Here is a 12441-nt window from a genome sequence, read left to right as displayed (position 1 = left end):
TACAAAAGGGTAGGTGAAAAATTTTGGCAAATAAAAATAAGGAAAAACTTGTAGATGTTAAAAACTTAAAAACATACTTCTATACAGAAGAAGGAGTAGTTAAAGCCGTTGATGGGATAGATTTCGAAATTTATCCTGGAGAAACTCTTGGTATAGTTGGAGAATCAGGCTGTGGTAAGAGTGTAACATCACTTTCAATAATGGGACTGGTTGAATCTCCCCCAGGAAAAATTGCTGAGGGGGAAATTTTGTTTGAAGGAATAGATCTTACAAAACTGAGCCAGGCCGAAATGAGGAAAATAAGGGGTAATGAGATATCCATGATTTTCCAGGAGCCGATGACTTCTCTAAATCCGGTCTATACAATTGGTGATCAGATTTCTGAAGCTATAATTATTCATAAAGGCCTCAGTAAAAAAGAGGCAATGAAAGAGTCTGTTGAAATGCTTAAAAAAGTTGGAATTCCCCTTCCAGAACAAAGGATTAATGAATATCCACACCAGTTATCTGGTGGCATGAGGCAGAGAGTTATGATCGCCATGGCTTTATCCTGTGATCCAAAACTGTTAATTGCAGATGAGCCAACAACAGCTCTCGATGTTACAATTCAGGCTCAGATACTGGAACTTATGAACAGTCTTAAGGCTAGTTATGGGATGTCTATTATGATGATAACACACGACCTCGGTGTAATTGCAGAGATTTCTGATAGAGTAGCGGTTATGTATGCGGGTAAAATTGTTGAATATACAGATGTAAACACACTTTTTGCTGATCCAAAACATCCATATACCTGGGGATTGATGAATTCAATACCAAAACTGGACAGAGATGTAAACAGGCTTCAGGCAATCCCAGGTATTGTACCAAATCCACTTAATTTTCCAGATGGATGTAAGTTCAACACCCGCTGTCCTCTTGCTGAAGGAAAATGTTTTACAGATGAGCCGAAAATTGTAGATGCAGCTGAAGGACATAAAGTCCGCTGCTGGAGATACAAAGATCTTGAAGAGATGAAAAAGCAAAATGTGAAAATATATGAGGAGCAGAGGTGATCGGCATGGCAGAAAAATTACTTGAAGTAAACAATCTTAAAAAATATTTTCCTGTAAAAGCTGGAATTTTTAAAAAGACAGTTGCTTATGTTAAGGCGGTAGATGATGTTAGTTTTTTTGTTAATAAGGGAGAAACACTGGGTCTTGTAGGAGAGTCTGGCTGTGGTAAATCAACTACAGGTAGAACAATTCTCCGTCTGCTGGAAGCAACAGCAGGTGAAGTCATTTTTGAAGGAAAAGATGTGCTTTCACTTAATAAAGAAGATTTAAGAAATATCAGAAGAGATATGCAGATTATTTTTCAGGATCCATATGCTTCACTAAATCCGAGAATGACTGTTGCAGATATAGTTGGTGAGCCGATTGACATACACAATTTGGCCAAAAACAAAAAAGAACGCAACGAAAAAGTTAAAGATATACTGGAAAGAGTTGGACTTGGTTCTGAATATATGCGCCGCTATCCACACGAATTCAGCGGTGGGCAGCGCCAGAGAATAGGTGTTGCAAGAGCACTTGCAGTTGATCCAAAACTTATTATTGCAGATGAACCTGTTTCTGCTTTAGATGTTTCTATACAGGCACAGGTAATAAATCTTCTGCAGGATCTGCAGAAAGACTTTGGATTGACCTATCTCTTTATTGCTCATGACTTAAGTGTTGTAAAGCATATTAGTGATAGAATAGCAGTTATGTATCTGGGTAAGATAGTAGAAATGGCTGATAAAACTGAGCTGTTTGATGATCCGATGCATCCATATACACAGTCTCTATTATCTGCTATTCCAGAAGCAGACCCAACCAAAAAGAAGGAGCGTATAATTTTGGAAGGTGATGTGCCCAGTCCGGTAGATCCACCATCCGGCTGCAGGTTTCACCCCAGATGTCCTAAGGCATTTGACAAATGTTCTGTTGAAGAACCTGTTTTTAAAGATTATGGAGATAATCATTTTGCTGCATGTCACCTGCTGGAAGAATAAGTTTAATTAAATATCATAATCAAAAGCCCTGAGCTTTTTTCAGCCAGGGCTTTTAAACAGAAAGCAGAATTCTGTCATTATTAAACTTACTTCCATGTTTATTTTCAAACATTTTGAGCAGCTTTTCTATGGTGAGATTATCTTTATTTTTACCTGTGATATCATAAATTATCTGACCATCATCCATCATAATCAGTCGGTTGCCCATTTTTATAGCATCTTCCATATTATGTGTTACCATAAGTGTGGTAATATTATTTTCATTTATCAGTTCGGCAGTTAATTTTTTTATTTTAATTGCTGTAGCGGGATCTAAAGCTGCAGTATGTTCATCAAGCAGCAGCAGGCCCGGATCAGCAACTGTGGCCATCAGAAGAGTTAGTGCCTGTCTCTGTCCACCAGAAAGCAGTTTAACTTTTGTGGTCAATCTATCCTCAAGGCCTAAATCAATTTTTTTAAGGTGTTTTTTTATTATTTTTCTTTTATATGATGTCAATCCCCACTTCAGAGAAAGATTATTTGATTTAGAGATTGCAAGGGATAAATTCTGTTCTATTGTCATTTCCGGTGAAGTACCGGAAAGAGGGTCCTGAAATACGCGCCCTATATTTTTAGCACATTTATACTCAGTCTGACAGGTAATATCTTTTCCGTTTAAAAGTATTTTTCCCTTTTCTACAGGAAAAACTCCGGCAATGGAATTGAGAAGAGTAGATTTCCCGGCTCCATTACTTCCTACAATTGTAATAAAGTCCCCTTCATTTACAGTAAGATTTATATTATTTAAAGCTGTATTTTCATTTGAAGTACCTCTGTAAAAAATTTTTGTGAGATCTTTAATAACAAGCATTTTTTCACCTCAATATTTTTTTAAGTCTGGGTGTCGATAAGAATATAACAACAATAATAGCAGTTAATAGCTTAAGGTCTGAAGCAGCAAGACCTAAATTTAAAGCAATAGAAATACTAAAACGATAGAGTATAGAACCAACAATTACACCAAGTGTTGTTACAACAATAGAGTGTTCGCCAATTAAAACTTCTCCAATAATTACAGAAGCAAGTCCTGCTACAATTGTACCTATACCCATATTTACATCAGCAAAGCCCTGATACTGTCCCACCAGTGCTCCAGAAAGTGCTACAAAAGAATTGGAAATAATGAGTCCCAGCATTTTCATTGAGTTTGTGCTGATACCCATACTTCTTATCATTTGTGGATTGTCTCCGGTGGCTCGTAGTGCAAAACCAAGCTGTGTGTTCAAAAAAGCATCTAAAATTAGTTTAGCAGCAATAATTAGTGCGGCAAGTAGAATGATATTGTTCCATGGGTATGCCAATCCCCAATCTTCTGTAATAGAAAAAATGGTTTCTCGGCTGATTAGTGGAATATTTGGCCTTCCCATAACCCTCAAATTAATAGAATAAAGAGAAGTCATTGTTAAAATTCCTGAGAGAAGAGGAGCAATTTTTAATTTTGTGTTCAAAAAGCCGGTAATAGTTCCAGCCAATCCACCGGCAAATAAAGCTGCAGCAAGTGAAAAAAATGGGTTTACACCTGCTGTTATTAATCTGGCCGATACGGCAGCTCCTAGAGGGAGGCTGCCGTCTACTGTTAAGTCTGCAAAATCAAGTATTCTAAAAGTAATAAAAACTCCCAGAGCCATTAAAGCAAATGCCAGTCCCTGTTCAAGGGATGTCAGAGCAAAACTTAGATTCATAGTACACCTCTTTACAATATTATCAAGTTTTTAACCATAAATAAATAATATTTAATGTTTTTATAGTTGTATGTTGCTGTATATTTTATTATACATTTTTATTCGTAAATTACATCAGCTTTTTCTAGTATTTCTTCCGGTATTTCCAGTCCCAGATTACTGCAGGCAGTTTTATTTAAATAAAGTTTGGGATTTTCTGCCCCTTCAATCGACATATCTGCTGGTTTTTCGCCATTTAACACTCTGGCTGCCATTTTACCGGTCTGTCTACCCAGCATATAATAATCGATTCCCAGTGTTGCCACAGCACCCTGTTTAACCTGACCATTTTCGGAAGCAAAAACAGGTATTTTTTTAGGGTTTGTTATGTTTAATACAGCCGGAAGTGCAGACACAATAATATTATCTGTAGGTACATAAATTGCGTCTACTTTGTCCACCAGTGCAGATGCAGCAAGACTTACTTCACTGCTGTTGGTTACAGTACCTTCATGTAATTTAACACCCATTTCTTCTGCCTTTTCTTTTGCGATTTCTACCTGAACAACAGAGTTAACCTCTCCAGGATTATAGAGAATACCTATATCCTTTACATTAGGAATAAACTGTTTTACCAGATCAAGCTGTTTTGCAACAGGATTCATATCGGTTGTGCCTGTTACATTGCCGCCCGGTTTTTCCATCGAATCAACAAGTCCTGCCACAACAGGATCTGTTACTGCTGTTATGAGAATTGGAATATCTTTAATAACATTAACAGCTGTTTGGGCAGATTGTGTTGTAATAGCCAGAACCAAATCCGGCCGCTGCTGTTTAAATCTCTGAGCTATACTCTGGGCTGTAGCCATATCTGCTTGAGCATTTTGAAGGGTAATTTCAATATTTTTACCTTCTACAAAATCTTCCTCAGCAAGAGCATCGATAAATCCTTCTCGAGCAGAGTCCAGAGCTGGATGTTCAACAAATTGAGATATTCCAATTTCATATTCTGCAGCACCTGTAGAAATAGTGAAGATCAAAACAGTCATAATCATGAGAGAGATAATTTTAAAATTAAAATCTGTAAAAAAATTTTTTTTCATCGAACCTTCTCCTTTCTAACTGGTAGAAGGGATAAAAACAAAAACACCCCGTCAGGAGTGCTGTGAATACCAAAAATAACCATCCCAAAAAGGATACAGTTATCTCTATAACTCTCCTACCATATTACCATACTACCAGTTATTTTATTTTCTTTATTATATAATTCTTTGGGTGACCTTGTCAACAGATATATTTTATTATTTATGCACCAGTGATCTGTGGCTTAAGCCAACTGTTACTTCATTAAGGTTGAACATGCCTACACCAAAAAATACAGATACTACTAAATGCTCACCACTGCGCGCAATACCAACTTTACCTCCAACATTTAGGCCCATAGTTCTGTGCATAATTTGTGATAGGGCATCATGTGCAGCACCGGCCACTGTTCCCTGATCAACATGAGAAGCTGTAATGATTTTTTCCCTTTTTGCTGCGATTACAGCTCTTTCTATAATTTCTGGAACAGATTTATTAAATTCTCCACCAAAATCTACGGCGGCTGTCTCTATATTATCTTCAGCAAATAATTTTTTCAATTCTTTTTCTTCACTTCTGGTAGATATGGCCATTTTTATTGCTGCTTTAGCGGTTTCTAAACTGTTGTGTTCCACAATTTACCCTCCTGTTAATTTAATTTATATATTTATTATAACATAATTTAAAAAATAGGAAAAATCCTTCTTCCAATTAAATTATAAATTTGAGTATTTTTATGATAAAATAATAAATAACACACTTTAAACTACTGTACTGAGGTGATCACAATAAATATTTATTTAATTGCACTAGCGCTTGCTTTAGATGCATTTGGTGTTTCAATGGGAATTGGCTGTGGTTCAAATCCTTCTAAAGAAGATAGAATTAAAATAATTTTTTCTTTTGGATTTTTCCAATTTTTATTTGCATTTTCCGGTGCACTGCTTGGTCATTATATAAATCAAAATTTTTTTAGAATATCTGATTTTTTAAGCGGTAGTGTTATTTTAATTCTAGGAATTTTATTTTTTTATGAAGGTTTTAAAGATGATGAACAGTGCATATATAAAAATTTAACACTGATAACTATTGCTGTTTTAGGGATAAGTGTCAGTATTGATGCACTGGGAGCAGGATTTTCGCTTTTTTATGATTTAAGTTCAGCAGTTATGATTCATAAAACATTAATTATTGGAATAGTTGCTTCTACAATGACTGCGGCAGCTTTCAAATTAATAGAATATGTTAGGCATATTAAACTGGTGGAAAAATATGCTGATTTTATTGGAGGTACTATTTTAATCATAATGGGGCTGAATAGTATGATTATGAGATGAGTATAAATCAGTTTTAGATAAATAAAAATTGAGGTGATTTTATGGCAGAAAAACTTGATAATATTAAGCATGATATATTTGAATATTTGGATAAAAATAAAAATGTTTCTAAAGAATGGGTGGAAAAAAACTATCCAATTGATATTGCTGAAGCCTTATCAGAACTCGACAGAGAAAAAATAGAAAACTTCACTTCACTTTTGAACACAGAAGATCTGGCAGATATTTTTGAAGAATCGGAAAAAGAACTGCAGATCGATATATTAAAAAATAAAAGTTATGAAGAAATAATAGAAATTTTTTCTTATATGGCAGCAGATGATATTACAGATATACTGGGACTTCTCCCCATTCAGAGAAGGAAAGAGCTCCTCCGACATATGAAGCAGGAAGAGGCAGAAGTAGTAAAAAAACTGCTGGGTTATGATAAAGAGTCAGCCGGCGGAATAATGACAACAGAATATATTTTGCTGAACAAGAACCTCACCACTACTGAAGCTTTGAAGAAAATTAAAGGTATTGGACCTGATACAGAAATAATTGATACCATTTTTATATCTGATGACCAGAAAAAACTGGTAGGTGTTGTTGATCTGCGCGAAATTTTAAGTTCATCAGATGAAACAAAGCTATCTGAAATAATGGAAGACAATATTATTAAAGTAACTCCAGATGTTGATCAGGAGGTTGTTGCACGTCAGGTTTCTAAATATGATCTGACTGTTATGCCGGTTGTCAACAAAAGAGGTATTTTGATAGGTATTATTACTATAGATGATATTATTGATGTCATAAAAGCTGAAAACACAGAAGATATGTACAAAATGGTTGGTGTACATGAAGAGGAAAGTGTTGATTCACCGCTTTTTAAATCAGTACAGAGGAGGCTTCCCTGGCTGTTTATCAATCTGGGTACAGCTTTTCTGGCTGCATTTACAGTTGGAATATTTGAAGATGTAATTGCACAGGTTGTAGCTTTAGCAGTAGCGATGCCGATAGTAGCCGGTATGGGAGGTAATGCAGGCAGTCAGACACTGTCGGTTGTTATCAGGAGCATAGCTTTAGGAGATGTTGATTTTAAAGAAAGCTGGAAATTAATTTTTAAAGAAGGTATGCTGGGAACTATTAATGGTGCTGCAACAGGTATTTTGACAGGGGTCATATTATACTATATGTATGGAAATTATTATCTGGCAATAATTATATTTCTGGCAATGGTATTTAACCTCTTATTAGCCGGATTATTTGGATTCCTGATACCACTTGGTTTAAAATCGGCTGGAATTGATCCTGCTTTAGCTTCTGCAATATTTTTAACAACTGTTACTGATGTTTTTGGGTTCTTTATTTTCCTGGGACTAGCAAAAATGTTTTTGGTATATTTAATTTAAACTATTATAATGGAGGTTGATTTAATTATGGAAAAAAAAGATATTTTCGACAAACGCTGTAGTGTGAGAAAATTTACAGATGATGATGTCCCGGATAAGGATATCGAAGAAATGCTGAAGGCAGCAGTAAAAGCACCTTCCGGCAAAAATATTCAGAACTGGCATTTTGTAATTGTTAAAAATAGTGAAAAGATAAATGATATAGCTGAAATTATTTCAGTTAAAAATAATAAGTTAAGAGCTGCTATAAAAGATGAGGATTTAAAAAATAATTTTAAAAAATATTTAAAATTCAGTACTCATTTTAAAGAGGCACCGGTGCTTGTATTAATTTTTGCTTCAGATTATCCGGTGACAGGACTGGATATTATGGAAAAAGCAGGTTCATCTGAATCTGAAATAAAAGCTTTGTTTAAAGCAGATCCAGGGATTCAGAATATAGGGGCTGCTGCAGAAAATTTTATGTTAAAAGCAGCAGATATGGGTTATGGAACCTGCTGGATGACAAGTCAGAATTATGCAGCTTTGGAGATTCAATCATATCTGGGTATAGATAAAGATAAATATTATCTGGCCTTAATTACACCTCTTGGTGTTCCGGCTGAAGAAGTGAGTTCTCCCAAAAGAAAGAATCTATCTGAAGTTGTAACCTGGATTAAGTAAAATTATCAACTAATCTATATAATTTTTTACAACAAAAAAGTATTTGTGAGCATATCATATAATAATATTCAAGGAGTTTCCCTGCAGATATTCTGCCTTTAATGCGGCAGAGGGAAACTCCTTTATTATTTTTAATATACTTCAGCCTGTACTGAAGTATATTTAGATTATGCGAATACAGATTATCTTGTAAACCATATTATTTTAGATTATAGTTAAACAGGTTTTAGGTTATAGAGAATCATAATGTAAGATCCACTCAAATCAACTGCAGATTAAATGAAAACAAATTGCTGTTTTCTATTGAACAGTAATACAAAAATTGAAGGTGTATTGAAAGTATTTATTAAATCAATTTTATTTTTTGAGATAAACTATTGTTTCAAGATGTTTTGTATGTGGAAACATATCAACTGCTTTGAAAGATTTTATTTTATAGCCAGCAAAAATAAGTTCTGTTAAATCTCTGGCCAGACTTTTTGGATTACAGGATATATATAAAATTTCTGGAGTATTAAGAGATATGATCTTTCCCAGAGCTTTTGGGTTTATACCCGGTCTGGGAGGGTCAATAATAATCAGATCTCCTTTGATATTTATCTCTTCAACTTTTTCTAAAACATCTCCAGCAATATAGCGGCAGTTTTCTATATTATTTAGAGCTGCATTTTCTTCTGCCATTTTGACAGCCTCTTTATCAATTTCAATACCAAAGATATTGTCTGCTTCTGAAGCAATTACCTGTGAAATAGTTCCGGTTCCACAGTAAAGGTCAAAAACATTTTTCCCTTTTGAACTGCCCACATATTTTTGTGCTTCAGAATAGAGCTTTTCGGCACCAAGTGTGTTTGTCTGAAAAAAGGAAAGGGAGTTTATTTTAAACTTCAGTCCTAAAAGTTTGTCGTAAAAATAATTTTTTCCCCTGTACACTGTTTCTTTTTCTGAAACAACAGTGTCAGAAAAATTGTCATTAATTGTCTGAATAAATCCAACTATCTTTCCCTTATATTCTAAATTATAAAGCTCATCTGACAGTTCAGTAAAATAATGAGAGTTTTGTGAAGTGGTAATTAAATTAACAATTACTTCCCCGGTATTTATTCCTTTGCGGATAACTAAATTTCTCAAAAAACCTTTTCTGGTTTTAATATGATATTTTTTAAAATCATGCTCTCTGCAGTAATCCAATATAGTTTTTAGTATAATTCTAAAATCATTATCAACCAGAAGGCAGTTATCAACTGTTATGACATCAAAGCGTTTTCCTTTTGGATGCATTCCCAGCTGCAGAATTCCACCTTTTTTCAAATCTCCAAAGCTGAATTCCATGTTATTTCTATATTCAAATATCTCCGGACTTGGAATAATTTCTTCATAGTTTTCAGTGCCCAGATGATTGTCTTCAAATATTTCTAAAAGCATTTCTTCTTTCTGTTCAAGTTGAGTTTTATAATCAATATGCTGAATAGAGCATCCACCACATTTATCATAGTGAATGCATAAATTGTTTTTGTCTGTCTGCAATTTAATTCCTCCTGAAAAGTAAGTAAACTAAATTAGTGTTAGAATTACATCTGAAAAATAATATGGGTAATATAATTAATTTAAATACTGTTTATCAAACTGAGAGTAATTATGATAATTATAGCAGCAGGTACAATATATTTGATTAAAAATCTGTAGCTTTTTCCAATTTTAAAACTGCTATTTTTGTTCGCTTCTTCAACTGCATTTGTACTTCCCCAGTAGTAACCCACAAATATGGCAGTTAAGAGACCACCTGTAGGTAGAAAAATAACATTTGAAAACCAGTCATAAGTATCAAGTACATCCATACCCAAAAATCTAAAATTAGAAAAAGAACTGTAGCCGAGCAGTGGAGGTAATCCAACAAAGAAGATTAAAAAACCCATAAAATAGGAGGCTTTTTTTCTGTTCCAGCCGTATTCATCTACCAGAAATGCAACAACCACTTCCAGCATAGAAATAGAAGATGTAAGGGCAGCTATTGTCAGCAGTATAAAAAAGAGAAAAGAAAAAAGTGCCCCCAACGGCATTTTTGCAAAAACAGCCGGGAGAGTAATAAATGTAAGTCCCGGGCCAGCGGCAGGATCAAAGCCAAGTGCAAAAACAGCCGGGAAGATAGCAAAACCGGCTAAAAAAGCCACAGCTGTATCGAAAAACATAACATAGCCAGCACTTTCATTTATGTTGTCATTTTCACTCAAATAACTTCCATAAGTAATAATGGCTCCCATACCTAGGCTCAGTGTAAAGAAAGCCTGAGAAATCGCATCAACAAATGTCTGCAGATTAACAGCACTCAGATCAGGTTTAAGATAAAAAATCAGTCCTTTTAATGCTCCTTCTAAAGTAAGAGAGCGGAAAATAAGTAAAAATATAATTAAAAACAGCATAGGCATCAGTACTTTTACTACTTTCTGAATCCCGTTAACAATACCAGCACCAATAACAGCAACTGTTAGAAACATAAATGCAGCATGCCAGAAAATAGGGGAAAATGTACTGGAAATATGGCTGCCAAAAAGTGCTGCAAAATCAGTTCCATCTGCAAAACCACCAATAGATTTAACAGCATATGACATACCCCAGCCGGCAACAACAGAATAATAACTTAAAATAACAAAACCAGAAAGAACACCTAAAGCTCCTACAAGCCACCATGGTGTATCAGGGGCAAGTTTTTTAAAAGCACCAATAGGATTTCTGGCAGTTTTTCTGCCTATTGCCATTTCAGAGATTAGAACTGGATAACCGATTAATATTATTGCTGTAATATAAATTAATAAAAAAGCTGCTCCTCCATTTGTACCGGTAATATATGGGAACCGCCAGATATTCCCCAGACCGATAGCAGATCCAGAAGCTGCCAGTATAAATCCAAACTTTGACGTCCAATTTTCTCTCTCCACCATTATACCTCCCTTTAACTTTTTAATCTTTATTAAATTGTTATTATTTTACCATATTATTGTTAAATCATCAATTTCCTTTTATTAAATGGAGTTTCCCCAAAATTCTTCCTATTTTTATTCTACAATAATTTTTCTGAAAATTATTTTGATTTAAGATATGGTTCTCCCACAAAAAGGGTATTTGCGTCTCTAATTCATTTTTCGCAAATATCTTTTTTGTGGACATATCAAATATAATTTAAAAATATTTTTGAAGAATAATTATTATATATTTTTGCTAAGCCTGCAGAATATCTGTTATAATATTAAAAAGATTATTGAATAATAAAAAATTAAAAACAATTACTATAATAATGGAGGTAATAGCTGTGAAATACTGTGAAATAACAGAAAATGTTTCATTTTTATCTGATCGAGTTAATATTGGACTTATTAAAACTAAAAACCATACAATTTTAATTGACAGTGGCCTGGATAAATCTACTGCTAATAAGATTTTAAGAGTTTTAAGCAAAAACAATTTAACAGCAGATATTATAATAAATACACACGGACATGCAGATCACTATGGAGGTAATGCCCACCTGATAGAAAAAACAGATCTTCAGGTATGGGCTCCTCGTGGAGAGGCACATCTGCTTGAATTCCCTGAATATGAACCTGCATATTTTTTTGGGGGAGCATACCCACCACCAGAACTGTGCAGCAAATTTCTAAAAGCAGAACCATCCAGAGTTGACCGCAGAATTTCAGCAGGAGAAAGGATAAATATTGATGGCATAGAAATAGAATTTGTTTCACTGGCAGGACACAGTTTACATCAGATAGGTGTAGTCTGTCAAAATGTAATTTTTACAGCTGATTCCTATGTAGAAGAGGATATTATAAAAAAACACGGCATACCTTATTATGCAGATATAGCTTCAGCAGTAAAAACTTTAAATTATTTAGTTGAAAGTGATTTTGATTACTATCTGCCAGGTCATGGAGAACTGCTAAAGAATCCAGCTGAGGTATGCCGCTTAAACTTAGATTTTTTTAAAAAGATGGAAGATTTGATCTGCAATATTCTTAAAACAAAAAAAGAAGAGGCAGAACTTTTTGCAGATGTTGTTGAAGATCGGAAGATAAAAATAAATTCAATGCAGAAATACTTTCTTTTAAAAACGACTGTAAATGCTTTTGTTTCTAAATTGGCCGGTGAGGGGGAACTAGAATCAATTATAAAAGACAATAAACTTTATTGGATTAAATCATCAGTGTAATAAAAATTACTTTGCAAAAATATACAGTTAT

Annotated in this window: 12 protein-coding genes; 6 read left to right on the top strand and 6 right to left on the bottom strand. The window is 34.3% G+C overall.

Features of this window, described 5'->3' with window-relative positions; all coding sequences use genetic code 11:
- Positions 1-23: 23 nt before the first annotated feature.
- Together DER71_RS01375 and DER71_RS01370 are read left to right on the top strand one after the other, a co-directional pair.
- A complete protein-coding gene (locus tag DER71_RS01375) occupies positions 24-1055 on the top strand; it encodes an ABC transporter ATP-binding protein (protein ID WP_114457745.1) in 1032 nt (343 codons plus the stop codon).
- Between the two features lie 5 nt (positions 1056-1060).
- Positions 1061-2035, top strand: a complete 975-nt coding sequence (locus DER71_RS01370; protein WP_114457788.1) for an ABC transporter ATP-binding protein — start codon at positions 1061-1063, stop codon at positions 2033-2035.
- 52 nt (positions 2036-2087) lie between these two features.
- Here DER71_RS01370 and DER71_RS01365 read toward each other — a convergent pair whose 3' ends face one another.
- The 4 genes from DER71_RS01365 to DER71_RS01350 all read right to left on the bottom strand — a co-directional run bounded on the left by DER71_RS01365 (position 2088) and on the right by DER71_RS01350 (position 5453).
- The gene (locus tag DER71_RS01365; protein WP_114457744.1) at positions 2088-2885 is read right to left on the bottom strand and encodes an ABC transporter ATP-binding protein; all 798 of its coding nucleotides are present in this window, start codon (positions 2883-2885) and stop codon (positions 2088-2090) included.
- Positions 2886-2889: 4 nt separating this feature from the next.
- The gene (locus tag DER71_RS01360; RefSeq protein ID WP_114457743.1) at positions 2890-3756 is read right to left on the bottom strand and encodes an ABC transporter permease; all 867 of its coding nucleotides are present in this window, start codon (positions 3754-3756) and stop codon (positions 2890-2892) included.
- Positions 3757-3854: 98 nt separating this feature from the next.
- Complete coding sequence (locus DER71_RS01355; RefSeq protein ID WP_114457742.1) at positions 3855-4838, bottom strand: ABC transporter substrate-binding protein; 984 nt, start codon at positions 4836-4838, stop codon at positions 3855-3857.
- A gap of 198 nt (positions 4839-5036) precedes the next feature.
- Positions 5037-5453 carry a HutP family protein gene (locus tag DER71_RS01350; RefSeq protein WP_199505552.1) on the bottom strand — a complete coding sequence of 139 codons (417 nt, stop codon included), beginning with the start codon at positions 5451-5453 and terminating at the stop codon, positions 5037-5039.
- A 144-nt stretch (positions 5454-5597) separates the two neighbouring features.
- Here DER71_RS01350 and DER71_RS01345 point away from each other — a divergent pair, with 144 nt between their 5' ends.
- From DER71_RS01345 to DER71_RS01335, 3 genes are read left to right on the top strand one after another with little or no spacing between them, the layout of a single operon-like run.
- Positions 5598-6155: a manganese efflux pump gene (locus tag DER71_RS01345; RefSeq protein ID WP_233486987.1), complete on the top strand. Its 558-nt coding sequence runs from the start codon at positions 5598-5600 to the stop codon at positions 6153-6155.
- Between the two features lie 41 nt (positions 6156-6196).
- Complete coding sequence (gene mgtE / locus DER71_RS01340; protein WP_114457739.1) at positions 6197-7546, top strand: magnesium transporter; 1350 nt, start codon at positions 6197-6199, stop codon at positions 7544-7546.
- Positions 7547-7573: 27 nt separating this feature from the next.
- Positions 7574-8209 (top strand): nitroreductase family protein, encoded by a 636-nt coding sequence (locus DER71_RS01335; RefSeq protein WP_114457738.1) that lies wholly within the window; start codon positions 7574-7576, stop codon positions 8207-8209.
- A gap of 357 nt (positions 8210-8566) precedes the next feature.
- Here DER71_RS01335 and rlmD read toward each other — a convergent pair whose 3' ends face one another.
- Positions 8567-9733: a 23S rRNA (uracil(1939)-C(5))-methyltransferase RlmD gene (gene rlmD / locus DER71_RS01330; RefSeq protein ID WP_114457737.1), complete on the bottom strand. Its 1167-nt coding sequence runs from the start codon at positions 9731-9733 to the stop codon at positions 8567-8569.
- 80 nt (positions 9734-9813) lie between these two features.
- Positions 9814-11142, bottom strand: coding sequence for a sodium-dependent transporter (locus DER71_RS01325; RefSeq protein WP_114474209.1), 1329 nt, complete (start codon positions 11140-11142; stop codon positions 9814-9816).
- Positions 11143-11513: 371 nt separating this feature from the next.
- Here DER71_RS01325 and DER71_RS01320 point away from each other — a divergent pair, with 371 nt between their 5' ends.
- Complete coding sequence (locus DER71_RS01320) at positions 11514-12410, top strand: MBL fold metallo-hydrolase (protein WP_158531777.1); 897 nt, start codon at positions 11514-11516, stop codon at positions 12408-12410.
- Positions 12411-12441 lie beyond the last annotated feature (31 nt).

Origin of the sequence: Halanaerobium sp. DL-01 (assembly GCF_003338615.1) — a bacterium.
Classification (GTDB): domain Bacteria; phylum Bacillota; class Halanaerobiia; order Halanaerobiales; family Halanaerobiaceae; genus QPJE01.
Note: the sequence above shows the minus strand (reverse complement) of the source record. Positions and strands in the feature narration are given on the sequence as shown.